The sequence below is a fragment of the Escherichia sp. KTE52 genome, assembly GCF_000408325.1.
GTDB lineage: Bacteria > Pseudomonadota > Gammaproteobacteria > Enterobacterales > Enterobacteriaceae > Escherichia > Escherichia marmotae.
Map to the genome: position 1 here is coordinate 952,227 of NZ_KE138680.1, position 25,055 is coordinate 977,281.

The window sequence follows — 25,055 nt, forward strand, 5'->3', positions numbered from 1 at the left end:
CCTTAATAGCAAAATGCCTTTTGATCGGTGAGAAAGTCGGCAGACCATTTAGTTGGCTGCAACGTCCTTCGCCTGCGGGATATGACACCAGTTGTTGTTTTCGTTAATGCCACCGTCCGGTGAAGTATAACCAAGGCAGCCCATGATGGTATCGTACAGCTCTACATGGCGGCGCGGTACTTTCATTTCCGCTTCTTTTTTCAACTGTGCAAATGCCTGCGCGTTGGCCGGATTTTCCAGATATTTATCCGACATCCAGACCATCATCGGTACACGGAACTGTTCCGGCGGTGCATATTCGCGTGGTGTACCATGCAAGTGTTCGCGCTCGTTAATCGACTCACCGTGATCCGCCGCGTAGAAAATAATAGCTTTCTTATCGCGGAATTTGTCAATCACTGTGTCGATAAAATGATCAACGTAGGTTATAGAGTTATCGTATGAGTTAATCATCGGTGCTCGTGGACATTTACGATCAACTGCATAGCACTCTGGTTTCCACTGGGCAAACTGACGGGGATAACGCTGAGTATAGTTGTAGTGCGACCCTTTGGTATGCAGCACAATCAGATGCTTGCCTTCTGGCTTTTTCTCCAGAGAACGCTCGATTTCATTGACCAGCAACATATCGTCCACCGCTTTCCCGCGGTTACGTGGCTCAGCCGCAATTTGCTCACGATAGGCAATGTTGTCAGCCATGGTATTGCTGTAGAACCACATCTCGCTCTGCATGGCGTACAAATCCGAGCTAAAGCCTAACTGCTTGAGAACTGCGAATACGTTCTGCTCTTTGAGCGTACGTTGTGGGTTATCTTCCGTTCCGCCTTCGCGGACAAACATACAGCGTAGTGATAATTTAGTCGCGGTATCACAAGAATAACCACGGTACATCACCAGATTTTTCTCTTTTGCCAGCTTCGGCGTGGTATCACGCTCGTAGCCCAGCATCCCCATATGATCCCAACGCGTGGTTTCACCAATAATAAAAATTACATAGGTGTCGTCGAGATTTTGCGTCGGGGTATAAGTGAATTTTTTCGCCGGATTCATCAACGAACGATTATCTGAAGATTCATCCACCTGTGCCCAGGCGTACAGCCCCAACGCAGAAAGCCAGTTCGAAGGTAAATACGAGTTCGCCAGCACCCCACCATAACTTGGCATATCCACCCCAGCCATGCGGTCTGCACGCTTTTGAGCGACGTCCATCAGACGGATAGGTCCCCATACCAGTAGACCCGCCAGCAGCACGGTAAGCGCACTACGCCAACGTGTTTTCGGTGTACAAAGCTGACGCCAGAAGGTGTCTTGTGAGCGGTTCATCCAGATAAGTATCAACGGGATAATACTCACCAGTACAATCCATGCGATAAGCGACCAGCCAACTACTTCTTTCGACAAATCGATATCGGTAGTCATCACCGAAGCGACAATCCCATAGCCAATCATGACGTTCATAAATGTCATGTAGTAGCTGGCTCCGGCAGAGACCAGCACCAGCAACGAGGCCAACACTTTCCAGACTGTTCTGCCGAAGAGTGAAATTAAGCGTAAAAAGAAGAAGGTAGCCAGGACAGTACCGGCCAGTTCGATAACCGCCGATACACCATTAAGAAAAGTAAAATTATGCGCATAACCATCGAACCGACGGAAATAGACTGCGCAATTCATAAACAGACCGATATAGACAGCGAGCAAAAAGCTTAGCTTTTGCTGCGTTATCGTTTTGATATATCTCATGCAAACAAACCCTGGAAAAACAGGTGATAACACCCTGCATAATAGCTTTTCAGGCCAGGCAGGGGAAAAGTGCGGAGGTTGTCAGATAAAGAAAATCTGCACACGCAGACAAGTAAACCACAGCAAAAGGAAAAAGTGTGGGGAAAGAGTGTACATGAAGCACAAATTTACAAAAATACAAGTATGAAAGGATACTTTTTGTAAATTGAACGCTTAAAAGGACCAGCTAGCTGGCCCTCGATTTTATCAATGACTCATCCTGAATTGTGCCGATACATTTGATTCATACACAATGAAAAAATACGCCACGCTATCTCAGGACGAGTCTGAAACCCGTCGTTAAACTTAACCATGTACCTCACGAAACGTTCTGAATTCAGGCTGGCGAATGGTCGTTGAAAGCGCCAGCGAAAGAATCAGCAAGGCGAAAATGACGTAGAAGGTTACATAGAAGCCGCCAAACAGTGAGGCGATAATCGAGCCGCAAATACTACCGATACCAAACCCGAGGTAAATCACACCGTAGTTTTTCGCCAGGTTATTAAGCCCGAAGAACTCACTAACCAGTGACGGGAAGACGGTAATGGTGCCACCGAAGTTAAAGGCCACACAGGCAATCGCCGCAAAGAATGTCAGCGCATTGAGTGGAGCAAACAACAGCGCTGCCATACCCACCAGCGAAATCACCTGACCAATGGTGATGACACGAATACGGGCAATTTTGTCAGACAGAATGCCCAGCACCAGACGACCAGAAAGGTTAGCAATAGAAATAACCGTCACTGCGTTAGCTGCTGATACTGCATCAAGATGCGCCAGGCTCTGGGCGATATCTTTCGCCACACCAATGACATACAAACCGCTCATACAGGCAGTCAGGAACATCACCGCCAGCATCCAGTATTGCGGTTTACGCATCGACTCTGCCAGAGTGAAATCATTTTCCACCACGCCATTATGGGTTTTGACTTCCTGCTTCGGCGCGTCTTTCATTAAGGTTGCGCCAAAGACAATCATCACCAGCACAATCGCGCCCCAAATCAGAAAGGTTTTTTCCAGGCCGACCGTCTCCAGCAGATGCGAGTCGATAAATTTGAATCCCAGGCTACCCAAACCATAGGAACCAATGGCGAACGCGGAGATCAAACCTTTACGCTCCGGGAACCACTTCACGCAGTTAGAGAGCGTCAGCAGGTAACCCGCGCCATCTGCCAGACCGACCAGCACACCAGCGCTCAACCACAGCATCATCAGACTGTTGGAATGCGCGGTAAGGAAGAAACCCAGCCCCAGTAAAATGCCGGACGCCATAGTGACGCGTTTTACGCCAAAACGTTCCTGCAACTTACCAGCCACAGAAGATGAGATAGCCAGTCCCAGACTCAACAGGCCAAAGGAGAAAGCGACCTGACTTATCGGCGCATCCAGCTTGGCGGAAAGCGCGCCGTTAAACAGGCTCCAGGTATAAACCGAACCCAATGCAAACTGGGTAATGATAGTACCAATGAGTGTCAGCCAGCGGGTACGCTGATAGTTTGAAGGTGTCATGGCAGTATTCCTGCATTAATAAAAAGGAAAATTCTCTGCTGACAACCATAACGAAGTGCATTTTATGCCAGGGGGAAAACGGCATGAAATGCCATCAGAACGGAATGAAATGCCTCAGTTCAGGAATGAATGACGTGACAAACATTCACAACAATAATTATTGAGTCAGTTAGCACCCACTATCAATACAATGATTGTTATAACCGATCCCGCATTGTAAAAAACAAGTTAAAACCTGGCACTAACCCCCATAGTATACAAATAATCACTATTATTGGCGCTGTTCTCTGCCTGGGATAACGCAGCATAAGCGGCAATATGTTGGTTAAGCAGCATATCGGCGCCTACGGTCACATCAAGCCAGTTGCCGTTCTGATTTGTCGCCGTCATGCGGCTCAAACCTGATTGAGCCTTCCAGATATTTTCACCAAATTGCTGGTTGTAGCTGATTTGCGCCCAGGGGCGGAAATCACCAAGCCGGGAATCAACACGCCAGCCCAACGTACTGACGCTGGCATGCCATAACGGATCGGTCAGTGTTGCAGTGCTGTCGCCAAACTCGTTATACATCGAAGTGGTCGTTCCGTCGTAATGCAATGCGGCGACCGGGCCTGTTGTAACGTGTTCATATAAAGGGAAGTTCCAGCCCATACTCATGCTGCTGGTTACATCCGCGGGAGTTTCTTCCGCCAGATTAACTTCCAGTCCCAGCGCCCTTTGGCTACTTTGAATACGTTGCGACAAAATATCGTTGTAATCAGGTTGGTGATCGCTATCCCAGGTATAACGTTCTGTGGTATGTCCTGGCTGCGTATCAACGATATATTCTTGTTGCCAGGCGTAAGCTGTGTTGAGAAAAAAAGAACTGATTACCACGCTCGCCAGCAGACTTAGGGGCCAGCGACCACCGCATTTTTTTATGATCATTAACACGACTCCAGGGAAGAGCCGAATTCGGCATTATTATTGTCATTGTATGAAGGATATCGGGCATATTAGTCCTGTATTAAATATTGACTTTTTCGCCGGTGCGTCAAGAAAAGCAGGTGAAATTTTTACGAACAGGTGCATAGAGAGGGAAAGTATGGAACGTTGCGGCTGGGTGAGTCAGGACCCGCTTTATATTGCCTACCACGATGAAGAGTGGGGCGTGCCTGAAACTGACAGTAAAAAACTGTTCGAAATGATCTGCCTTGAAGGGCAACAAGCTGGGCTGTCCTGGATTACCGTCCTCAAAAAACGTGAAAATTATCGCGCCTGTTTTCATCAATTCGATCCCGTGAAGGTCGCTGCAATGCAGGAAGAGGATGTTGAAAGGCTGGTGCAGGACACCGGAATTATCCGCCATCGCGGGAAAATCCAGGCCATTATTGGCAATGCGCGCACATACCTGCAAATGGAACAGAACGGCGAACCATTTGCCGACTTTGTCTGGTCGTTCGTAAATCATCAGCCGCAGGTGACACAAGCCACAACGTTGAGTGAAATCCCCACATCAACGCCCGCCTCCGACGCGCTTTCTAATGCATTGAAAAAACGCGGTTTTAAATTCGTTGGATCAACGATTTGTTACTCCTTTATGCAGGCATGTGGGCTGGTGAATGATCATGTGGTTGGCTGCTGTTGCCATCCGGGGAATAAAGCATGATTAGACAAGCACAACGTTCGGAACTGCCCGCAATCCTTGAACTGTGGCTGGAAAGTACAACCTGGGGACATCCCTTTATAGAAGAAAGTTACTGGCGTGACTGCATTCCGCTGGTGCGTGATGCATATCTTGCCAACGCGCAAAACTGGGTATGGGAAGAAAACGGTGAATTTCTCGGTTTTGCCAGCATTATGGAAGAGCGGTTTCTGGCAGCAATGTTTGTCGCACCGAAGGCTGTCAGACGCGGTATCGGTAAGGCTTTGATGCAACATATGCAACAGCGCCATCCTCATTTATTGCTGGAGGTTTACCAGAAAAACCAGCCAGCAATAAGTTTTTACCATGCGCAGGGTTTTCAAATTGTCGACTGCGCATGGCAGGAGGAAACCCAACTCCCTACCTGGATTATGGATTGGCAGGCGGATCAAACGCTGTAAGTTTAAGTTCAGGCCCCGTGTATTTTTCCAGCCACGCCAGCGCCGTGTTACCCGCACAACCATTACCCAGCCGCGAGCTTGGGAAGTCTTTGGTCAGCACATTCACCGCGCCATTTTTACAAATGCCGCCAGCAGTAAAATCCAGATCTGGCCATGCCCCTTCGTGAATGCAAATCACACCAGGCCTGATGCCTTCACTAATCACCGCTCCGGCAAGAATTTGCCCGCGCGAGTTCCACAACCGAACAGTATCGCCATCTTGTATGCCGCGTGCCTTTGCATCGTCAGGATGAATGGTGACAGGCTCACGGTTTGCCACCGCATACAATTCGCGAAGTGAACTGTAATTCAACTGACTGTGCAGGCGATGCGCCGGATGGGCTGAAAGTACCTGCAACTGCTCTGCTTCGGCGTTGCCCCACCACTCATCGGGTTCCAGCCACATCGGATGGCCTGGACAATCCCGATAACCGTAATCCGCAATGCGCTGCGAGAAGATCTCAATCTTACCACTGGTCGTCTTTAATGGGTGTGCCTGCGGGTCGCGGCGAAAATCCGCGAAACGGATAAACCGCTTGCTGTCTGGATTTTCTGACATCTCAATTAACTGATTGGCTTCCCAGAACTCGTCAAACGGCGGTATTTCAACCTGCTGATTTTCTCCACGCTGCCGCGCAACGTTATAGAACGTTTCCAGCCATTGCAGCTCACTCTTCCCTTCCGTAAACCGGGCATAGCCGCCCTTCTCCCAGCGCTCACTTAACTCAGCAAAAACATCAAAATCATTACGCGCTTCACCACGCGGTGGCACCACTTGCTTCATCGGCACCAGATGTTGATTGCTGTAATCGCCGGTCATAGTGAGATCGTTACGCTCAAACGACGTAGTCGCGGGGAGGACGATATCGGCATGTTTCGCCGCCGCCGTCCAGAAACATTCCGATATCACCACCAGCTCCGGTTTTTGCCAGGCGCGAATCAGACGATGAGTATCCTGATGATGGGTGAAGTTAGCGCCGCCCGCCCACCAGATAAAACGAATATCCGGGAAATGTCGGTTCATGCCGTTGTGTTGATACGCGCTGCCAGGGTTTTCTAATGCTTCGACAATGCGGGCTACGGGGATTTTATCTACCGCATCGGTGCCACCCGGCAAACTGCCCTGCATGGAAGGCAGCACCGCAGCGCGGCGGGTCGGGTTGCCGCCATTAGCAAAATGGTAAGAAAGACCAAAACCGCCACCGGGCGTGCCGATTTGCCCTAACATTGCCGCCAGCGTGACTATCATCCAGTGTTTTTGCTCACCAAACTGCTGGCGCTGCATTCCCCATCCAGCCATCAGCATAGTGGTATTTTGGTGGAAAATAGCTGCCAGCTCGCGGATTTTCTCTGCGCCAACACCGCAAATCTCCGCGGCCCATTCGGCATTTTTTGCAATGCCATCACTCTCGCCCAACAAATAAGAGGCGAAGACGTCATAACCTGTGGTGCAACGCGCCAGAAATGCCTCGTCGTGCCAGCCGTTTTCCACCAGCGTGTGAGCTATCCCCAGCATCAGCGCCACATCAGTCCCCATATGCGGAGAGACCCATTCCATTTTATCGCCAAAGAAATCGACGGTTTCCGATCGCATTGGATCAATGCAGATCAGCTTTTTCCCGCTGTCACGCAGTGCGGCAAAGTAAGAAAGTCCCTGCTCATCGGACGCATTCCACGCAATTTTCAGCGTGTTTAATGGGTTAGCACTCCACAGCACCACCACGTCGCTATTTTCCAGCACCAGCGGCCAGCTAGTCTGCTGCTGATAGACTTCGCTGCCACCCACGACATACGGCATGATCGCCTGTGCCGCGCCGGTTGAATAATCGCCCAGATGGCCGGTATAACCGCCTGCCAGCGCCATATAGCGTTGTAACAAGGTTGACGCTTTATGCAGCACACCGTTTGAACGCCAACCGTAGGAACCGGCAAAAATCGATGCCGGACCATAAGCCTCACGAATGCGTTTATGCTGATGGTGGATGAGATCCAGCGCCTCATCCCAACTCACACGAACAAATTCATCCTGCCCGCGAACGCCTTGTGGTTTTTCTGGCGATGCGAGGAAACCTTTGCGCACCATCGGAAATTGCACTCGCGTGTTGCTATGAACCTGGTCACGAACCGCGCTCTGCAAGGAATTTTCCATTTCTGTGGCTAACGCACCACGCGAGCTGAAGACTGTTTCACCGTCGGTTTCAACCAGCATGGGCCCCCAGTGGGCGGCAGTAAGAACGGAATAACGTGAGGATGAGATGGCCAAACCGAAGGCTCCTGAAAGGTTAGATGTATTGAGCAGTTAAATATTACTTACAAATTTCCGAGTATTCCCAGGAATAATCTTCATGTTCACACGGCATAATCTCCCGCCACGAAACCCGTGACCAAGAATAAAAAGGTTATTAAGGATTAACAATGAAGAAACGTGTTTATCTTATTGCTGCCGTAGTCAGCGGCGCTCTGGCGGTATCTGGTTGTACAACTAACCCTTACACCGGCGAACGCGAAGCAGGTAAATCTGCTATCGGTGCAGGTCTGGGCTCTCTCGTTGGCGCGGGTATTGGCGCTCTCTCTTCTTCGAAGAAAGATCGCGGTAAAGGTGCGCTGATTGGCGCAGCGGCAGGTGCGGCACTGGGCGGCGGTGTTGGTTATTACATGGATGTGCAGGAAGCGAAACTGCGTGACAAAATGCGCGGCACAGGCGTTAGCGTAACCCGCAGCGGAGATAACATTATCCTCAACATGCCGAACAACGTGACCTTCGACAGCAGCAGCGCCACCCTGAAACCAGCAGGTGCTAACACCCTGACCGGCGTTGCAATGGTGCTGAAAGAGTATCCAAAAACGGCGGTTAACGTGATTGGCTACACCGACAGCACTGGTGGTCACGACCTGAATATGCGTCTGTCCCAGCAGCGTGCTGATTCCGTTGCCAGCGCATTGATCACCCAGGGCGTGGACGCCAGCCGTATTCGTACCCAAGGTCTTGGCCCGGCTAACCCAATCGCCAGCAACAGCACCGCAGAAGGCAAAGCCCAAAACCGTCGCGTAGAAATTACGTTAAGCCCGCTGTAATCACTGTCATGCCAGGTGACGAAGAAATCACCTGGCATTCTTCGGTTTTCCTGCTTCATTTTTCAGGCTAAGGTGATCGCCTTATCAGTGAATGGAGAGAAGAATGAAGCCGTCCGTTATCCTCTACAAAGCCTTACCTGATGATTTACTGCAACGCCTGCAAGAGCATTTCATCGTTCACCAGGTGGCAAATCTCAATCCACAGACCATCGAACAAAACGCGGCGATTTTTGCCGAAGCTGAAGGTCTACTGGGTTCAAATGAGAATGTTGATGCCACGTTGCTGGAAAAGATGCCGAAACTGCGTGCCACTTCAACTATCTCTGTCGGCTATGACAATTTCGATGTCGATGCGCTTAATGCCCGGAAAATCCTGCTGATGCATACGCCAACCGTATTAACGGAAACAGTAGCCGATACGCTGATGGCGCTGGTGCTGTGTACCGCGCGTCGGGTTGTGGAAGTCGCGGAGCGCGTAAAAGCGGGCGAATGGACCGCCAATATCGGCCCGGACTGGTACGGCACTGATGTTCACCATAAAACACTGGGGATTGTCGGGATGGGACGGATCGGAATGGCGCTGGCGCAACGTGCGCACTTTGGCTTCAACATGCCAATTCTTTATAACGCTCGTCGCCATCATAAAGAAGCTGAAGAACGCTTTAACGCCCGCTACTGTGATCTGGATACATTGTTACAAGAATCAGATTTCGTTTGCCTGATCCTGCCGCTAACTGAAGAAACTCATCACCTGTTTGGCGCTGAACAATTCGCCAAAATGAAATCTTCCGCCATCTTCATTAATGCAGGGCGTGGGCCGGTAGTTGACGAAAATGCACTGATTGCCGCATTACAGAAAGGGGAAATTCACGCCGCCGGGCTGGATGTCTTCGAACAAGAGCCATTGCCCGTAGATTCACCGTTGCTATCAATGACCAATGTCGTTGCAGTACCGCATATTGGTTCGGCCACTCATGAGACGCGTTATGGCATGGCTGCCTGTGCCGTGGATAATTTGATTAATGCGTTGCTGGGGAAGGTTGAGAAGAACTGTGTGAATCCGCACGTCGCGGGCTAAGCCGCGACTGCGTAGATAAAAGCCCGATAACTTCTCGGGCTTTTACCGTTTATTGGGTTGCAGTTACTGCTGCGGTCCAGGCCTGATTAAACGCCTGATGCTGTGCCGGTAATGGCGCGATCAGTTTGTTATATTCACTTGCCTGCTGGGAAGTCGGGAACTGAATGCCGTTCGATACAAAGCTCACCTGAGTACCTTGCTGAGCAATGTAGTCTCCAACCATCACCAGTTGTTGCGTGAAGGTTTGTGCCGCTGGAATCAGCGGTTGCAAGGCATCGGCCGGAGTAGTCACCACTTTAGTGAATGCCTGATCAAAGACCGGTTTCAGATCGTCAGCTTGTTTTAGCGCAGAGTGCGCGGCATCTGCCTGCAACTTCGCATTTTGCAATTGTTGCGCCAGTACGCCCAGAGAACCGTTCATTTCACGCAGTGGACCACTTTGCGTGACGTAATCCTGCGGTACACGAATCGCGTTAACGCTGTCTACAACCGGACGCAGACCGGAATCCATCGCCTGATTAACCTGTTGGGAATAGCCATACAGGATCGCGTAATCAGAGACAAAAGGACCAAATTGTTTTTTCTGATCGGCAGTCAGGGTTGGTAGACGTTCACCGCTACGCATCACAGTATTCTGCAGGAAGTCGATAAACGCTTTACGCTGATCGCCTTCTTTATCAAAACACCCACTCAGGCTAACTACCATTAATAACGCCGCAAGAGGCGCAAACCAGCGAGAGCAGGACTTTCCTGTCGCCATTTTCTTACTCCTTTCACCCAAAAAAAGCGCACAACGACACACGCGTGTCTGACGCAGACAAGGATAGTCCAGGACAGGCCTACAGGATACCCTTTATGTATAATCTTCCTGGGAAAATGATGGAGAAAATGAAGTAAGGTTAATTTGTTGTTTCATTGTTAAAAATTGATATTGCCATTGTGTTTTTGTTGCCAGGACTTTCCTTCTCGTTGGGAGGCCAGATTTTCGAAATCTTTACAAATCACGGCCAGTACGAGATATATCTGCATATATCAGATCGTTAGGTGACTATAAGTCACGGTGACTGACGGGCTGAATCGAATCACACTCAAAGCATGTCTAACTTCTCCCCGCTATGCCTGTTTTCCCGACTATTCTTAATAAGCTTCGATGAAATTCACGATCCCGCAGTGTGATTTGAGGAGTTTTCAATGGAATATAAAGATCCAATGCATGAGTTGTTGAGTAGCCTGGAACAGATTGTTTTTAAAGATGAAACACAGAAAATTACCCTGACACACAGACCAACACCTTGTACCGAAATTGAGCAATTACGCAAAGGGACAGGGTTAAAAATTGATGATTTCGCCCGGGTTTTGGGCGTATCTGTTGCCATGGTAAAGGAATGGGAATCCAGACGCGTGAAGCCTTCCAGTGCCGAACTAAAACTTATGCGCCTGATTCAAGCCAACCCGGCATTAAGTAAGCAGTTGATGGAATAGGTTTTTATTCCCTTTTTTGATGATGACGGTCCTGCTGACAGGGCCGCTTTCTGAACGATTAATCATAAATTTGAAAAATAAATGTTGCATCACCACCCAATGCGTGGCTTAATGCACTCAACGGTTTGACGTACAGACCATTAAAGCAGTGTAGTAAGGCAAGTCCCTTCAAGAGTTATCGTTGATACCCCTCGTAGTGCACATTTCCTTTAACGCTTCAAAAATCTGTAAAGCACGCCATAACGCCGAAAGGCACAATTAATTATTAAAGGTAATACACTATGTCCGGTAAAATGACTGGTATCGTAAAATGGTTCAACGCTGACAAAGGCTTCGGCTTCATCACTCCTGACGATGGCTCTAAAGATGTGTTCGTACACTTCTCTGCTATCCAGAACGATGGTTACAAATCTCTGGACGAAGGTCAGAAAGTGTCCTTCACCATCGAAAGCGGCGCTAAAGGCCCGGCAGCTGGTAACGTAACCAGCCTGTAATCTCTGCTTAAAAGCACAGAATCTAAGATCCCTGCCAATTGGCGGGGATTTTTTTATTTGTCCTGGACTGACCCCATAAAGTTGGACAGTTCATGTTAAGCGGCTTTCAGGGTCTGGGTTCGGTATTCTACCGGACTCAGGCCTTTTAATTTCAGGCTGATCCGCTCGTTGTTATAATAATGGATATAGTCCTCTATCGCCTTCCTCAGTTCATTCAGTCCGGCATGCCTGTCCACTCGCTTCAGGGCATTCATATTGTGATACCACGTACTGCGGGACATACCCGCGGCACGCAGAAGATCACCGAGCGCATGCTTAAGCCTTAGCTCACTGATTATCCGGGCTTTCTGCCGTTTTTCTCGCTTTGAACTAAGGCCTTCAGCTTTTTTAGATAGGCATTCTCTGCGCGAAGGTAACGGAGTTCCGCCCGCAGTTCTTCGGGAGATAACTTTTCCAGTTCTGCATCGGTAAGTGGAGGTGTTTTTTGAGGTTTTGTCATGTCCTTGCTCCGACCTGGTTTTATGTTCAGAAGTCCTTCTTCACCAGTGTCTTTGTAAACCTTCACCCAGTGCCGGACCACGGATTCATTTGAGATATTAAACCGTGCGGCGGCCTCGCGCATGGTAAGTTCTTCACTCAGAGCCTTCAGAACAACCGTCAGTCGAAACTCAGGAGAGTGGCGGTCATTTTTCCATGTAATATCATCAATACCGTGGAGTTGCCAGGCTCTTACCCAGCGTCGCACAAATGTTTCTTCAACACCAAAACGTTCAGCGGTACGACGTGCGCCATCGTGTCCGGCAAGATAATGATTAACGACAGCTAATCTGGTTTCGAGAGAATATTTTGGCTTTGCCATAAAAAACTGCACCTTAATCAGTTGGGTGTCCAACTTTTGGGGTGCAGTCCATCTGGCAGGCTTTTTACTAAAGGAGTTATTACTGCAACAACGAAATATCCGCAACGCGCAGGAACAATTCGCGCAGTTTTTCCAGCATGGTCAGACGGTTGATACGCAGATCTTTATCATCAACCATAACCATCACTTTATCGAAGAAGGCGTCAACCGGTTCACGCAGTTCAGCCAGTTCGACCAGCGCATCCTGGTAACGACCTTCAGCGAAGTATGGCTCCAGCTTGTCGCGCAGTACAACCACCTGCATCGCCAGCTTAATTTCTTCCGGCTCTTTCAGGGTAGATGCGTTCACACGATCGCTCAGGACTTCGTCAGATTTCGCCAGAATGTTGGATACGCGCTTATTCGCTGCCGCCAGTGCAGCCGCTGCTTCCAGAGTACGGAAGTGCGATACGGCCTTCATACGGGCATCGAAATCTGCCGGACGAGTTGGGCGGCGCGCCAGAACGGCCTGGATGGTGTCGACGGTATAACCTTCGTCCTGATACCAGGCACGGAAACGGCCAAGCATAAAGTCGATAACGTCATCGACCACATTAGCGTTGGTCAGCTTATCGCCGTACAGACGCACCGCTTCTTCGGTTAGCGTTTGCAGATCGAGGTTCAGGTTCTTCTCGACGATAATACGCAACACGCCGAGTGCCGCACGACGCAGCGCAAACGGGTCTTTATCGCCTTTCGGATGCTGACCAATACCGAAGATACCAGCCAGAGTATCCATCTTGTCAGCGATCGCCAGCGCACAGGCTACCGGGTTAGACGGCAGAGAATCACCAGCAAAGCGCGGCTGATACTGCTCGTTCAGCGCGACAGCCACATCTTCCGCTTCGCCATCGTGGCGCGCGTAGTGCATACCCATCACGCCCTGAGTGTCAGTGAACTCGAAGACCATATTGGTCATCAGGTCACACTTGGACAGCAGCCCCGCACGGGTCGCGTGGTTGACGTCAGCACCAATCTGTTCAGCAATCCAGCCAGCCAGCGCCTGAATGCGGTCAGTCTTGTCGCGCAGCGTACCTAATTGTTGCTGGAACAGCACGGTTTGCAGACGCGGCAGGTTATCTTCCAGACGTTTTTTACGGTCGGTATTAAAGAAGAACTCCGCATCCGCCAGACGCGGGCGAACGACTTTTTCATTACCGGAGATAATTTGCTGCGGATCTTTTGATTCGATGTTGGCAACGAAGATAAAGTTCGGCAGCAATTTGCCGTCGTTCGCATACACCGGGAAGTATTTCTGGTCACCTTTCATGGTGTAAACCAGTGCTTCAGACGGCACCGCGAGGAATTTCTCTTCAAATTTCGCAGTCAGAACGACAGGCCATTCCACCAGCGAAGCCACTTCTTCCAGCAGGCTTTCGCTTAAGTCAGCGTTACCGCCAATCTTACGCGCGGCTTCTTCGGCATCGGCTTTAATCTTCGCCTTACGTTCTTCGTAATCAGCGATGACTTTACCGCGCTCACGCAGAATTTCCGGATATTGATCGGCATTATCGATAGTAATTTCCGGCTCGCCCATAAAGCGGTGGCCGCGAATCACGCGATCGGACTGAATACCCAGAATGGTTGCCGGAATGACTTTATCGCCCAGCAGCAAAGTCACAGTATGAACTGGACGCACGAAGTGTACGTCGCTTGCGCCCCAGCGCATCAGTTTCGGAATCGGCAATTTCGCAAGCGAAGTAGCTACCATGTTCGGTATCAGCGCTTCGGTGCTTTCGCCCTTCACGTGAGCGCGATACAGCAACCATTCACCTTTGTCAGTAGTCAGACGCTCAGCCTGGTCAACGGAGATCCCGCAACCACGCGCCCAACCTTCTGCAGCTTTGCTCGGTTTGCCTTCGGCGTCAAATGCCTGGGCAATTGCCGGGCCACGTTTTTCGATTTCACGATCAGGTTGTGCTTCCGCAAGGTTAGCCACTTTCAGCGCCAGACGACGCGGAGCAGCAAACCATTCAACAGTACCGTGTGCGAGACCGGCGTTATCCAGCTCCGCAGTAAAGTTCGCAGCAAAGGACTCTGCCAGGCTGCGCAGTGCTTTTGGTGGCAGCTCTTCAGTGCCAATTTCCACCAGAAAAGTTTTCTCAGACATGGCCGCCTCTTACTTGTCTTTGTTGCACATCGGGAAGCCGAGGGCTTCACGGGAAGCATAGTATGCTTCTGCCACTGCTTTGGTCAGGGTGCGAATGCGCAGAATGTAACGCTGACGCTCGGTGACAGAGATGGCTTTACGCGCATCCAGCAGGTTGAAGCTGTGGGCGGCTTTCAGAATACGTTCGTAGGCTGGCAACGGCAGCGGATTTTCCAGCGCCAGCAATTGCTGTGCTTCTTTCTCGTACTGCTCGAAGCAGGTGAACAGGAAGTCCACATCCGCGTATTCGAAGTTGTAGGTGGATTGCTCCACTTCGTTCTGATGGAAGACGTCACCGTAGGTGGTTTTACCCAGCGGGCCGTCGCACCAGACCAGGTCATAAACGCTATCTACGCCCTGAATATACATCGCCAGACGTTCCAGACCGTAGGTGATCTCACCGGTAACCGGTTTACACTCCAGACCACCAACCTGCTGGAAGTAAGTGAACTGCGTTACTTCCATGCCGTTCAGCCACACTTCCCAGCCCAGTCCCCAGGCACCCAGCGTCGGGTTTTCCCAGTTGTCTTCCACGAAACGGATATCGTGGATAGTCGGATCCATGCCCAGCTCTTTCAGAGAACCGAGGTACAGCTCCTGGATATTGTCCGGTGATGGCTTAATCACCACCTGGAACTGATAGTAGTGCTGTAAACGGTTGGGGTTTTCGCCGTAACGACCATCGGTCGGGCGACGAGAAGGCTGAACATAAGCAGCCGCCATCGGTTCTGGCCCCAGCGCGCGCAGACAGGTCATTGGGTGAGAGGTTCCCGCGCCGACTTCCATGTCCAATGGTTGAACAATGGTGCAGCCCTGGCGAGCCCAGTAATCCTGTAAGGTCAGGATCAAGCCCTGGAAGGTCCTGGTATCAAACTTTTGCATATTATTTCGTGCTGGATACGTGTGGATTTAAAGGAAGGGATCAGTATACCCGCTGGATGGAAGATATACAGTACGAAACGGGAAAAAGGCTGCGCTTAACGCATGGAAAGATGCAAAAAATGGCCATCCGCGTCAAAAGAACAGACAAACTGTTCTTTCCTGAAGGTATAACCACGCATTTCATAGCTCCCCTGGAACTGTTCAAACGCGATGATGTCGTTTTTTTGCTCGCCAGTGTTATAACGTTTTGCCACCTGATCCTTGCACAAGATTTCCATATTCAACGAACGCAGCGGTTCAACCTTTACCCGTTGCGCTTTCTGTTCGGGTGGTGGTGCCGAACATCCCACTAACACAATGAGCGTCATTGCCGGAAAGAAATAGTTCATCATCGTTAAATTACCGTCTGGTTTGCAGGTGAGTCTTATTATTAATATCGGTATAGTGGCTGGATCTTATAAATTTTCTCAAGCATCTCTAAGATGTAGTGATCAAACTCAGATTATTCCAGTGCATCAGCCGAATGATTTATCGGTCAGACTTTTTTTAACCAGATACAGAGACACAGATGCAGCCCAAAATTTATTGGATTGATAACCTGCGAGGGATAGCTTGTTTAATGGTGGTGATGATTCATACCACTACCTGGTATGTGACCAATGCCCATAATGTTAGCCCTGTAACCTGGGATATCGCGAATGTTCTAAATTCGGCCTCTCGTGTCAGCGTGCCGCTATTTTTCATGATTTCCGGCTATCTCTTTTTTGGCGAACGTAGCGCCCAACCGCGTCATTTCTTGCGTATCGGCTTGTGTCTGCTGTTTTATAGCGTCGTCGCACTGCTCTACATTGCGCTGTTTACCTCCATCAATGTGGAGTTATCGCTAAAAAAACTGCTGCAAAAACCGGTGTTTTATCACTTATGGTTTTTCTTCGCGATTGCGGTGATTTATCTGGTTTCGCCACTGGTTCAGGTAAAAAACATCAGCGGTAAAATGTTGCTGGTGCTAATGGTGGTGATTGGCATCATCGCCAACCCAAACACAGTGCCCCAGAAGATCGACGGTTTTGAATGGTTACCAATTAACTTATATATCAATGGCGATACTTTTTACTACATCCTGTATGGCATGCTGGGCCGCGCCATTGGGATGATGAACACACAACATAAATCTCTATCGTGGATGAGCGCCGCACTGTTTATAGCGGGAGTATTTATTATCTCTCGTGGGACATTATATGAATTACAGTGGCGCGGAAACTTTGCCGATACCTGGTATCTTTACTGTGGACCGATGGTTTTTATCTGCGCAATCGCGTTACTGACTCTGGTAAAAAATACTCTGGATACGCACACTATTCGCGGGCTTGGGCTGATATCCCGTCATTCTTTAGGTATATACGGATTCCACGCGTTGATTATCCATGCGCTGCGTACCGGTGGTATTGAGCTTAAAAACTGGCCAATACTGGATATTATTTGGATCTTTTGCGCGACGCTGGCAGCAAGTTTGTTACTTTCTGTGCTGGTGCAACGAATCGACAAAAACAGATTAGTGAGTTAAGTAAAAACCCGGTCAGTGTGACCGGGCTTACGTGGGTTATTCGCTATATTCTTCCTGCACAGTCATCGTTTCTTTTGATGCGTTGATTCCGGCATCACGGATATTCTTCTGCACCGCTACCGTACCAAACAAGCTTAAAAAGAAGGCCAATCCATAAAAACCTTTTTCACTAAGTAATAACGTTGCATTCCACAGACCTACCATCAGTAAAGCGACAGAGATGATAAAGACCACCAGGCAGGTCATATAATAAATAGACGTAGTAGGAATGCCTTCATATTTATCCCGAACGGTCTTTTGATAGGAAGCTGCCGAAAACAGCCCTAACACCAACACGGCAAAATAATACCCTTTTTCATTTAACTGCATCTCTGCATTCCATAGCCCTAACAGATAGGTAACGATACCGCCTGCGAGAGCTATCCATGACACAATACCGAATGCTGGAGAATAGGTTGATATTTTGTTTTCCATCACAGATTTCCTTTCATTCCTGAATCATTAAGAGCTTTATGCCGATCATACCGTGCGGAACAAGCGCATTTGACCAAACAAGCAGACGAAAAAGGCGAGCGGATAGATCACCATCTCATACGCGTTAATGGGCGCATTTAAAACACCGATAAACAAAAGACCGATAGTGATTAACGCAACTAACTGGCAGACACGAATAAAGAATTCATCCAGTTGCCCAAGTTTTTCTGCGCGCAGATAGGCATAGTTGCCAAAAGTCCCCGTCATTAACACGCCAAGAAAATAGCCTTTGCCGCTTAACAATGGGCATGAGATCCATAGTCCTATCAGATAAACCAGCGCCCCGATAACAAATAATAGTTTTGCCACAGTCTTTGAGGTTTTCATAACGATCTCCATATCTACCTGCGATACATTACGAGTAACCAACAAAAGACAAAACTGAAAAACACCATTAACAAATGATTTTCAGAATAAATTCATATAAAAAATTAATAAATTATAAATATACATAGTTGTGAATTATCCCCCGTCACATAAGACAGGGGAAAATATTATGTCATCAGCGGCAGAAGTTGCTGATAGAGACGACGGAAAGTTTCTCGTCGTGGCTGATAAGCAGCATAATGTTGTGCATCCGGCTGATGCGACTGTTCCAACGGCAGTTGTGGTAACAGTTCAGCGAGTGATTTATCTGGATTCATCGCAATCTGAGCCAGCCTCGCTGCGCCCAATGCAGGCCCCACATCGCCGCCTGTGCGGTAATCTAGTTGCTGACCACTGATATCCGCCAGCATCTGGCGCCAGTACTCGCTACGTGCGCCACCACCAATCAATGTAATACTTTGCGGTTGAATGCCGCAGGCATGTACGACATCCATACCATCGGCTAACGCATACCCCACGCCTTCCAGTACGGCACGCGCCAGTTCCGCGGGGCCGTGCTGATGGGTCAGACCGAAGAAAACGCCCTTTGCCTGTGGGTTATTGTGCGGCGTACGCTCGCCGGAAAGATAAGGTAAAAACCAGACAGGATCGACACTCTCATTAGCCTGCTGCGCTGCAGTAATTAAAGCGGGAACATCACCCATGCCGGTTAATTTCACCGCCCAGTCCAGACACGATGCCGCACTCAACATTACAGACATTAAATGCCAACGCTCCGGTAAAGCATGACAAAAGCTGTGTACGGCACTTTCCGGCTTGCTTAAGAACCCTTCGCTTACTGCAAAATAAACCCCCGAAGTTCCCAACGACAGCATTGCCTGGTTGGCATCCACCATACCCACACCAATCGCACCTGCCGCATTATCACCGCCGCCCGCGACAACTGGCACCGCCGCCATTCCCCACGCTTTTGCAACCTCGGGTAGCAAAGTGCCAGTAATATCGCTGCCTTCGTATAATGCTGGCATCTGATCACGAGATAGCTGGCAAGCCTCCAGCATGACATCACTCCAATCTCGCTTTGCGACATCCAACCACATGGTGCCAGCCGCATCAGACATATCACTAACAAACTCCCCCGTCATACGCAGACGCAAATAATCTTTCGGTAATAATACTTTGTCGATTTGATGGAATATCTCCGGCTCATGCCGCTGAACCCACAGCAATTTAGGCGCAGTAAATCCGGGCATCATAAGGTTGCCGGTAATCGTCCGCGATTGCGGAACTCGCGATTCCAGCAAAACGCACTCCTCTGCACAGCGCCCGTCGTTCCACAAAATGGCAGGACGTAGCACCCGCTGTTGAGCATCAAGTAAAGTTGCACCGTGCATTTGCCCGGCAATACCCAATGCTTTAACGTCTCGCAGAGAATGCTGCTCACCCAGGGTTCTCATCGCGCGATCAGTCACCTGCCACCACTGTTCCGGATCTTGCTCCGACCAGAGTGGATGCGGACGCGAAACGGTCAGTTTTTCCGTTTGCGAAGCGACCACCTCACCTTGCTCGTTGAGCAAAATAACTTTTACGCCCGATGTGCCAAGATCTATCCCGATATACATAGCGATCGTTCCTTAAAAAAATGCCCGGTATCGCTACCGATAACCGGGCTTGAGACTGCGCAATTAGCCGTTATCTGTCGAACAGATAATGATTTACCAGGTTTTCCAACTGCTCCTGGCGTCCACTCTGATGCACCGGAGCCAGATTATGTTCCTGAGCATATTTTGCTAAATCCACCAGTGACATTTGGCCTTGCAGGATTTGCTGACCCAGTTCGCTATTCCAACCGGAATAACGTTGCGCTACGCGTTTATCCAATTCGCCGTCTTCAATCATGCGTGCTGCAATTTTCAATGCCAACGCCATCGTATCCATCGCCCCAATATGACCGTAGAACAGATCATACTTATCAGTACTCTGACGACGTACTTTGGCATCAAAGTTCAGACCGCCGGTCGTGAAACCGCCTGCTTTAAGGATTTCATACATTACCAGCGCGTTCTCTTCCACACTGTTCGGGAACTGGTCAGTATCCCAGCCAAGCTGCGCGTCGCCGCGGTTAGCATCGACTGAGCCGAACAGACCAAGCGCAATGGCGGTGGCAATTTCATGGTGGAAAGAGTGACCCGCCAGCGTCGCGTGGTTAGCTTCAATATTCAGTTTAATTTCTTTTTCGAGACCAAACTGTTTCAGGAAGCCATAGACCGTCGCGGCATCGTAGTCATATTGATGTTTAGTCGGCTCTTGCGGTTTCGGTTCGATAAGTAATGTGCCCTGGAAGCCTATTTTATGTTTATGTTCAACAACCATCTGCATAAAGCGACCAAGCTGTTCACGTTCCTGACGCAGGTCAGTATTCAGTAAAGTTTCATAACCTTCACGACCGCCCCACAATACATAGTTTTCACCGCCCAACTTATGCGTCGCTTCCATCGCGGTAACAACCTGAGTTGCCGCCCAGCTAAAGACTTCGGGATCTGGATTCGTCGCCGCGCCCGCGCCATAGCGAGGATGAGTAAAGCAGTTAGCGGTTCCCCACAACAATTTCACACCGCTCTCTTCTTGTTTGCCAGCCAGCACATCAACCATTTGCGCAAAGTTATTGATGTACTCTTTTAACGACGCGCCTTCCGGAGAAACATCCACGTCATGGAAGCAATAAAATGGCACATGTAATTTGTGGAAGAACTCGAATGCGACATCAGCTTTACGCTTCGCCAGTGCCAATGCCTCGCCAGGTTGCTGCCACGGACGGTTAAACGCGCCTACACCAAACATATCCGCTCCGTTCCAGCAGAAGGTATGCCAGTAGCAGGCGGCAAAACGCAAGTGGTCTTCCATACGCTTGCCCAGCACCAGTTCGTCGGGGTTGTAATGACGGAATGCTAACGGGTTAGAGGATTTTGGACCTTCGTAACGAACGCGATCGAGCTGGTCAAAATAGGCTTGCATAATGAACTCCATAATCAGGTAATGCCGCGTGTGATGGTTGATGTCGTAATATTGGGCACTCCCTTTCAGTTGCTCAATTATGTTATTTCACACTGCTATTGAGATAATTCACAAGTGTGCGCTAGCTCGCAAAATAATATGGAATTATGAAACTGGGTAATTCCTCGAAGAGAAAAATGCAACAAGTACAATTAAGCAACAAAAGTAAGATCTCTGTCATAAATCAAGAAATAAACCAAAAATCGTAATCGAAAGATAAAAATCTGTAATTGTTTTCCCCTGTTTAGTTGCTAAAAATTGATTACGTTTATCGCGGTGATTGTTACTTATTAAAGCTGTCCTCTAACAAAAGAAGGCCTCTACACCATGAAAATAAAGAATATTTTACTCACCCTTTGCACCTCACTCCTGCTTACAAACGTCGCGGCGCACGCCAAAGAAGTCAAAATAGGAATGGCAATTGATGATCTCCGTCTTGAGCGCTGGCAAAAAGATCGTGATATCTTTGTGAAAAAAGCGGAATCTCTCGGTGCGAAAGTATTCGTGCAATCTGCAAATGGCAATGAAGAAACCCAAATGTCGCAGATTGAAAACATGATTAACCGGGGCGTCGATGTTCTCGTCATTATTCCATATAACGGTCAGGTATTAAGTAACGTTGTAAAAGAAGCCAAACAAGAAGGTATTAAAGTATTAGCTTACGATCGCATGATTAACGACGCGGATATCGATTTTTATATTTCTTTCGATAACGAAAAAGTCGGTGAACTGCAAGCAAAAGCCCTGGTCGATATCGTCCCGCAAGGAAATTATTTCCTGATGGGCGGCTCCCCGGTCGATAACAACGCCAAACTGTTCCGCGCCGGGCAAATGAAAGTATTAAAACCTTATGTTGATTCAGGAAAAATTAAAGTCGTTGGCGACCAATGGGTTGATGGCTGGTTACCAGAAAATGCGCTAAAAATTATGGAAAACGCGCTGACAGCTAACAATAACAAAATTGATGCAGTTGTCGCTTCAAACGATGCTACCGCCGGTGGGGCAATTCAGGCATTAAGCGCGCAAGGTTTATCAGGGAAAGTGGCTATTTCCGGCCAGGATGCGGATCTCGCGGGAGTTAAACGTATTGCCGCGGGAACGCAAACCATGACGGTGTATAAACCTATTACTTTGTTGGCAAATACCGCGGCAGAAATTGCCGTTGAGTTGGGCAATGGTCAGGAACCGAAAGCAGATACTACGTTAAATAATGGCTTGAAAGATGTTCCATCCCGCCTGCTGACACCTATCGATGTGAATAAAAACAACATCAAGGATACGGTAATTAAAGACGGATTCCACAAAGAGAGCGAGCTTTAAGCGTTACCTCCCCGGCGCTGGCCGGGGGTGTGATTTCTCTCCATGCCGCGTGAATTGATTGGCTTAGGTGGAGTCGTTATGTCTTATCTACTTGAAATGAAGAACATTACCAAAACCTTTGGCACGGTGAAGGCAATTGATAACGTCAGTTTGCGGTTGAGCGTTGGCGAAATCGTCTCACTCTGTGGTGAGAACGGTTCGGGTAAATCAACATTAATGAAAGTGCTGTGCGGAATTTATCCTTTTGGTAGTTATGAAGGTGAAATTATTTTTGCAGGTGAAGTAATCCAGGCGAGCCATATTCGCGATACCGAACAAAAAGGTATCGCCATCATTCACCAGGAATTAGCGCTGGTGAAAGAATTGACCGTGCTGGAAAATATCTTTCTGGGCAATGAAATAACCCATAATGGTATTATGGATTATGACCTGATGACGCTACGCTGCCAGAAGCTATTAGCACAAGTCAGTTTATCCATTTCACCAGATACCCGCGTTGGCGACTTAGGGCTTGGGCAACAACAACTGGTTGAAATTGCCAAGGCGCTAAATAAACAGGTACGTTTGTTAATTCTCGATGAACCGACAGCCTCATTAACCGAGCTGGAAACTACGGTTTTACTGGATATTATTCGCGATCTGCAACAACACGGCATAGCCTGCATCTATATCTCGCACAAACTCAACGAAGTCAAAGCAATTTCCGACACGATTTGCGTTATTCGCGATGGTCAGCATATAGGAACCCGCGATGCAACCGGAATGAGCGAAGACGATATTATCACTATGATGGTAGGGCGAGAATTAACAGCACTTTACCCTAACGAACCACATACCACTGGTGATGAAATATTACGCATTGAGCACTTGACGGCATGGCATCCGGTTAATCGTCATATTAAACGGGTTAACGATGTTTCTTTTTCTCTGAAACGCGGTGAAATACTGGGTATTGCAGGGTTAGTCGGCGCCGGGCGCACCGAGACCATCCAATGTCTGTTTGGCGTCTGGCCCGGACAGTGGGAAGGGAAAATATTTATCGATGGTGAACAGGTAGATATTCGTAATTGCCAACAAGCCATCGCTCAGGGTATTGCGATGGTGCCAGAAGACAGAAAGCGCGATGGCATCGTTCCGGTAATGGCAGTTGGCAAAAATATTACCCTCGCCGCGCTCAACAAATTTACCAGTGGTATTAGCCAACTTGATGATGCTGCAGAACAAAAATGCATTCTGGAATCAATCCAGCAACTCAAAGTGAAAACGTCGTCACCGGAACTTGCTATTGGACGTTTGAGCGGCGGCAATCAACAAAAAGCGATCCTCGCACGCTGTCTGTTGCTCAACCCGCGTATTCTCATTCTTGATGAACCCACCAGGGGTATCGATATTGGCGCGAAATACGAGATCTACAAATTAATTAACCAACTCGTCCAGCAAGGCATCGCCGTTATTGTCATCTCTTCTGAATTACCTGAAGTGCTTGGTCTTAGCGATCGTGTACTGGTGATGCATGAAGGAAAACTAAAAGCCAACCTGATAAATCATAACCTGACTCAGGAACAGGTGATGGAAGCCGCATTGAGGAGCGAACATCATGTCGAAAAGCAATCCGTCTGAAGTGAAATTAGCCGTACCGACATCCGGTGGCTTCTCTGTGCTGAAATCACTGAATTTACAAGTCTTCGTGATGATTGCTGCAATCATCGCCATCATGCTGTTCTTTACCTGGACTACTGACGGTGCCTATTTAAGCGCCCGTAACGTATCCAACTTGCTCCGTCAGACCGCGATTACTGGCATCCTCGCAGTAGGGATGGTGTTCGTCATTATTTCCGCTGAAATCGACCTCTCGGTCGGTTCCATGATGGGGTTGCTAGGTGGCGTCGCCGCTATCTGTGACGTCTGGTTAGGCTGGCCGCTGCCACTCACCATCATTGTTACGTTAGTACTGGGGCTGCTTCTCGGTGCCTGGAATGGTTGGTGGGTAGCTTATCGCAAAGTACCTTCTTTTATTGTCACCCTGGCGGGCATGTTGGCATTTCGCGGCATCCTTATTGGCATCACCAATGGTACGACCGTTTCACCCACCAGCGCCGCGATGTCACAAATTGGGCAAAGCTATCTACCAGCCAGCACCGGTTTCATCATCGGCGCGCTTGGCTTAATGGCTTTTGTCGGCTGGCAGTGGCGCGGAAGAATGCGCCGTCAGGCTTTGGGTTTGCAGTCCCCGGCATCTACAGCAGTAGTCGGTCGCCAGGCATTAACCGCCATTATCGTTTTAGGTGCAATCTGGCTGCTGAATGATTACCGTGGCGTTCCCACACCTGTTCTGCTGCTGACGTTGCTGTTGCTCGGAGGAATGTTTATGGCAACACGAACAGCTTTTGGGAGACGCATTTACGCTATCGGTGGCAATCTGGAAGCCGCGCGACTCTCTGGAATTAACGTTGAACGCACCAAACTTGCCGTATTTGCTATCAACGGTTTGATGGTGGCCATCGCCGGGTTAATTCTTAGTTCGCGGCTTGGCGCTGGTTCACCTTCTGCGGGTAATATCGCTGAGCTGGACGCGATTGCAGCCTGCGTGATTGGCGGTACTAGTCTGGCAGGTGGTGTGGGGAGTGTTGCCGGAGCAGTAATGGGGGCATTCATCATGGCTTCACTGGATAACGGCATGAGTATGATGGATGTACCAACCTTCTGGCAGTATATCGTCAAAGGTGCGATTCTGTTGCTGGCAGTATGGATGGACTCCGCAACCAAACGCCGTTCCTGATTTTGAT

General features: G+C 49.0%; 23 protein-coding genes and 1 pseudogene. 10 read left to right on the forward strand and 14 right to left on the reverse strand.

The features are described from left to right. Positions 1 to 48 precede the first annotated feature (48 nt). From eptB to A1SC_RS07090, 3 genes are all read right to left on the reverse strand, one after another. The gene (gene eptB / locus A1SC_RS07100; RefSeq protein ID WP_001269273.1) at positions 49 to 1,740 is read right to left on the reverse strand and encodes a kdo(2)-lipid A phosphoethanolamine 7''-transferase; all 1,692 of its coding nucleotides are present in this window, start codon (positions 1,738 to 1,740) and stop codon (positions 49 to 51) included. Positions 1,741 to 2,085: 345 nt separating this feature from the next. Further along, positions 2,086 to 3,288, reverse strand: coding sequence for an L-lactate MFS transporter (locus A1SC_RS07095; protein ID WP_001517314.1), 1,203 nt, complete (start codon positions 3,286 to 3,288; stop codon positions 2,086 to 2,088). 228 nt (positions 3,289 to 3,516) lie between these two features. Then, on the reverse strand, positions 3,517 to 4,215 hold the full coding sequence (locus tag A1SC_RS07090; RefSeq protein ID WP_016262653.1) for an autotransporter outer membrane beta-barrel domain-containing protein: 699 nt from the start codon (positions 4,213 to 4,215) through the stop codon (positions 3,517 to 3,519). Between the two features lie 157 nt (positions 4,216 to 4,372). On the opposite strand from A1SC_RS07090, the gene tag reads away from it, so the two are divergent. After that, positions 4,373 to 4,936, forward strand: a complete 564-nt coding sequence (gene tag, locus A1SC_RS07085; protein ID WP_016262654.1) for a DNA-3-methyladenine glycosylase I — start codon at positions 4,373 to 4,375, stop codon at positions 4,934 to 4,936. Further along, positions 4,933 to 5,373, forward strand: coding sequence for an N-acetyltransferase (locus tag A1SC_RS07080; RefSeq protein WP_016262655.1), 441 nt, complete (start codon positions 4,933 to 4,935; stop codon positions 5,371 to 5,373). The genes tag and A1SC_RS07080 overlap by 4 nt, the downstream gene beginning before the upstream one ends. Here the strand turns inward: A1SC_RS07080 and bisC are convergent. After that, the gene (gene bisC, locus A1SC_RS07075) at positions 5,342 to 7,675 is read right to left on the reverse strand and encodes a biotin sulfoxide reductase (RefSeq protein WP_016262656.1); all 2,334 of its coding nucleotides are present in this window, start codon (positions 7,673 to 7,675) and stop codon (positions 5,342 to 5,344) included. The two genes, A1SC_RS07080 and bisC, sit on opposite strands and share 32 nt — an antisense overlap. A 152-nt stretch (positions 7,676 to 7,827) precedes the next feature. Between bisC and A1SC_RS07070 the strand changes: the two genes are divergently transcribed. Continuing rightward, on the forward strand, positions 7,828 to 8,487 hold the full coding sequence (locus A1SC_RS07070) for an OmpA family lipoprotein (RefSeq protein WP_000747625.1): 660 nt from the start codon (positions 7,828 to 7,830) through the stop codon (positions 8,485 to 8,487). Between the two features lie 103 nt (positions 8,488 to 8,590). Next, positions 8,591 to 9,565: a glyoxylate/hydroxypyruvate reductase GhrB gene (ghrB, locus tag A1SC_RS07065; RefSeq protein WP_001517319.1), complete on the forward strand. Its 975-nt coding sequence runs from the start codon at positions 8,591 to 8,593 to the stop codon at positions 9,563 to 9,565. Positions 9,566 to 9,614: 49 nt separating this feature from the next. Here ghrB and A1SC_RS07060 read toward each other — a convergent pair whose 3' ends face one another. Next, the gene (locus A1SC_RS07060; protein ID WP_000190515.1) at positions 9,615 to 10,325 is read right to left on the reverse strand and encodes a DUF3053 domain-containing protein; all 711 of its coding nucleotides are present in this window, start codon (positions 10,323 to 10,325) and stop codon (positions 9,615 to 9,617) included. A gap of 431 nt (positions 10,326 to 10,756) precedes the next feature. On the opposite strand from A1SC_RS07060, the gene A1SC_RS07055 reads away from it, so the two are divergent. Together A1SC_RS07055 and cspA are read left to right on the forward strand one after the other, a co-directional pair. Then, on the forward strand, positions 10,757 to 11,047 hold the full coding sequence (locus A1SC_RS07055; RefSeq protein ID WP_001517320.1) for an HTH-type transcriptional regulator: 291 nt from the start codon (positions 10,757 to 10,759) through the stop codon (positions 11,045 to 11,047). Between the two features lie 281 nt (positions 11,048 to 11,328). Further along, on the forward strand, positions 11,329 to 11,541 hold the full coding sequence (cspA, locus tag A1SC_RS07050) for a transcription antiterminator/RNA stability regulator CspE (RefSeq protein WP_000014594.1): 213 nt from the start codon (positions 11,329 to 11,331) through the stop codon (positions 11,539 to 11,541). Between the two features lie 95 nt (positions 11,542 to 11,636). On the opposite strand, the pseudogene A1SC_RS25225 reads toward cspA, so the two are convergent. From A1SC_RS25225 to A1SC_RS07030, 5 genes and pseudogenes are all read right to left on the reverse strand, one after another. Continuing rightward, positions 11,637 to 11,738: pseudogene (locus tag A1SC_RS25225) on the reverse strand (IS3 family transposase); the annotation flags it as partial. 137 nt (positions 11,739 to 11,875) lie between these two features. Then, the gene (locus A1SC_RS07045) at positions 11,876 to 12,400 is read right to left on the reverse strand and encodes a helix-turn-helix domain-containing protein (protein ID WP_016262657.1); all 525 of its coding nucleotides are present in this window, start codon (positions 12,398 to 12,400) and stop codon (positions 11,876 to 11,878) included. Between the two features lie 79 nt (positions 12,401 to 12,479). Beyond that, a complete protein-coding gene (glyS, locus tag A1SC_RS07040; RefSeq protein WP_001291753.1) occupies positions 12,480 to 14,549 on the reverse strand; it encodes a glycine--tRNA ligase subunit beta in 2,070 nt (689 codons plus the stop codon). 9 nt (positions 14,550 to 14,558) lie between these two features. Next, positions 14,559 to 15,470, reverse strand: a complete 912-nt coding sequence (gene glyQ, locus A1SC_RS07035) for a glycine--tRNA ligase subunit alpha (protein WP_001168542.1) — start codon at positions 15,468 to 15,470, stop codon at positions 14,559 to 14,561. Positions 15,471 to 15,565: 95 nt separating this feature from the next. Next, a complete protein-coding gene (locus A1SC_RS07030) occupies positions 15,566 to 15,862 on the reverse strand; it encodes a YsaB family lipoprotein (protein WP_016262658.1) in 297 nt (98 codons plus the stop codon). Positions 15,863 to 16,038: 176 nt separating this feature from the next. Here A1SC_RS07030 and A1SC_RS07025 point away from each other — a divergent pair, with 176 nt between their 5' ends. Next, positions 16,039 to 17,034: an acyltransferase gene (locus A1SC_RS07025; RefSeq protein ID WP_001182628.1), complete on the forward strand. Its 996-nt coding sequence runs from the start codon at positions 16,039 to 16,041 to the stop codon at positions 17,032 to 17,034. 36 nt (positions 17,035 to 17,070) lie between these two features. Here A1SC_RS07025 and yiaA read toward each other — a convergent pair whose 3' ends face one another. From yiaA to xylA, 4 genes are all read right to left on the reverse strand, one after another. Then, positions 17,071 to 17,508, reverse strand: a complete 438-nt coding sequence (yiaA, locus tag A1SC_RS07020) for an inner membrane protein YiaA (protein WP_001517324.1) — start codon at positions 17,506 to 17,508, stop codon at positions 17,071 to 17,073. A gap of 45 nt (positions 17,509 to 17,553) precedes the next feature. Then, positions 17,554 to 17,895, reverse strand: a complete 342-nt coding sequence (gene yiaB / locus A1SC_RS07015) for an inner membrane protein YiaB (protein WP_001517325.1) — start codon at positions 17,893 to 17,895, stop codon at positions 17,554 to 17,556. Between the two features lie 167 nt (positions 17,896 to 18,062). Next, entirely contained in the window at positions 18,063 to 19,517 is a 1,455-nt protein-coding gene (gene xylB / locus A1SC_RS07010) for a xylulokinase (protein WP_016262659.1), read from the reverse strand. 70 nt (positions 19,518 to 19,587) lie between these two features. Beyond that, positions 19,588 to 20,910: a xylose isomerase gene (xylA, locus tag A1SC_RS07005; protein ID WP_016262660.1), complete on the reverse strand. Its 1,323-nt coding sequence runs from the start codon at positions 20,908 to 20,910 to the stop codon at positions 19,588 to 19,590. 366 nt (positions 20,911 to 21,276) lie between these two features. Between xylA and xylF the strand changes: the two genes are divergently transcribed. The 3 genes from xylF (at position 21,277) to xylH (ending at position 25,048) form a co-directional block, all read left to right on the forward strand. Beyond that, positions 21,277 to 22,269 (forward strand): D-xylose ABC transporter substrate-binding protein, encoded by a 993-nt coding sequence (xylF, locus tag A1SC_RS07000; RefSeq protein ID WP_000694882.1) that lies wholly within the window; start codon positions 21,277 to 21,279, stop codon positions 22,267 to 22,269. Between the two features lie 78 nt (positions 22,270 to 22,347). After that, positions 22,348 to 23,889, forward strand: a complete 1,542-nt coding sequence (gene xylG, locus A1SC_RS06995) for a D-xylose ABC transporter ATP-binding protein (protein WP_000120891.1) — start codon at positions 22,348 to 22,350, stop codon at positions 23,887 to 23,889. Continuing rightward, the gene (xylH, locus tag A1SC_RS06990) at positions 23,867 to 25,048 is read left to right on the forward strand and encodes a xylose ABC transporter permease XylH (protein WP_000045999.1); all 1,182 of its coding nucleotides are present in this window, start codon (positions 23,867 to 23,869) and stop codon (positions 25,046 to 25,048) included. The genes xylG and xylH overlap by 23 nt, the downstream gene beginning before the upstream one ends. Positions 25,049 to 25,055 lie beyond the last annotated feature (7 nt).

Excerpts from the sequence above, each read along its gene's own strand:
- A1SC_RS07025 (WP_001182628.1), top strand. The coding sequence starts at position 16,039 with ATGCAGCCCAAAATTTATTGGATTGATAACCTGCGAGGGATAGCTTGT.
- ghrB (WP_001517319.1), top strand. The coding sequence starts at position 8,591 with ATGAAGCCGTCCGTTATCCTCTACAAAGCCTTACCTGATGATTTACTG.
- glyQ (WP_001168542.1), bottom strand. The coding sequence starts at position 15,470 with ATGCAAAAGTTTGATACCAGGACCTTCCAGGGCTTGATCCTGACCTTA.
- A1SC_RS07045 (WP_016262657.1), bottom strand. The coding sequence starts at position 12,400 with ATGGCAAAGCCAAAATATTCTCTCGAAACCAGATTAGCTGTCGTTAAT.
- eptB (WP_001269273.1), bottom strand. The coding sequence starts at position 1,740 with ATGAGATATATCAAAACGATAACGCAGCAAAAGCTAAGCTTTTTGCTC.
- A1SC_RS07055 (WP_001517320.1), top strand. The coding sequence starts at position 10,757 with ATGGAATATAAAGATCCAATGCATGAGTTGTTGAGTAGCCTGGAACAG.
- A1SC_RS07060 (WP_000190515.1), bottom strand. The coding sequence starts at position 10,325 with ATGGCGACAGGAAAGTCCTGCTCTCGCTGGTTTGCGCCTCTTGCGGCG.
- glyS (WP_001291753.1), bottom strand. The coding sequence starts at position 14,549 with ATGTCTGAGAAAACTTTTCTGGTGGAAATTGGCACTGAAGAGCTGCCA.
- xylH (WP_000045999.1), top strand. The coding sequence starts at position 23,867 with ATGTCGAAAAGCAATCCGTCTGAAGTGAAATTAGCCGTACCGACATCC.
- xylG (WP_000120891.1), top strand. The coding sequence starts at position 22,348 with ATGTCTTATCTACTTGAAATGAAGAACATTACCAAAACCTTTGGCACG.
- xylB (WP_016262659.1), bottom strand. The coding sequence starts at position 19,517 with ATGTATATCGGGATAGATCTTGGCACATCGGGCGTAAAAGTTATTTTG.
- A1SC_RS07030 (WP_016262658.1), bottom strand. The coding sequence starts at position 15,862 with ATGATGAACTATTTCTTTCCGGCAATGACGCTCATTGTGTTAGTGGGA.
- A1SC_RS07095 (WP_001517314.1), bottom strand. The coding sequence starts at position 3,288 with ATGACACCTTCAAACTATCAGCGTACCCGCTGGCTGACACTCATTGGT.
- xylF (WP_000694882.1), top strand. The coding sequence starts at position 21,277 with ATGAAAATAAAGAATATTTTACTCACCCTTTGCACCTCACTCCTGCTT.
- tag (WP_016262654.1), top strand. The coding sequence starts at position 4,373 with ATGGAACGTTGCGGCTGGGTGAGTCAGGACCCGCTTTATATTGCCTAC.
- yiaA (WP_001517324.1), bottom strand. The coding sequence starts at position 17,508 with ATGGAAAACAAAATATCAACCTATTCTCCAGCATTCGGTATTGTGTCA.
- A1SC_RS07080 (WP_016262655.1), top strand. The coding sequence starts at position 4,933 with ATGATTAGACAAGCACAACGTTCGGAACTGCCCGCAATCCTTGAACTG.
- cspA (WP_000014594.1), top strand. The coding sequence starts at position 11,329 with ATGTCCGGTAAAATGACTGGTATCGTAAAATGGTTCAACGCTGACAAA.
- A1SC_RS07070 (WP_000747625.1), top strand. The coding sequence starts at position 7,828 with ATGAAGAAACGTGTTTATCTTATTGCTGCCGTAGTCAGCGGCGCTCTG.
- xylA (WP_016262660.1), bottom strand. The coding sequence starts at position 20,910 with ATGCAAGCCTATTTTGACCAGCTCGATCGCGTTCGTTACGAAGGTCCA.
- yiaB (WP_001517325.1), bottom strand. The coding sequence starts at position 17,895 with ATGAAAACCTCAAAGACTGTGGCAAAACTATTATTTGTTATCGGGGCG.
- A1SC_RS07090 (WP_016262653.1), bottom strand. The coding sequence starts at position 4,215 with ATGATCATAAAAAAATGCGGTGGTCGCTGGCCCCTAAGTCTGCTGGCG.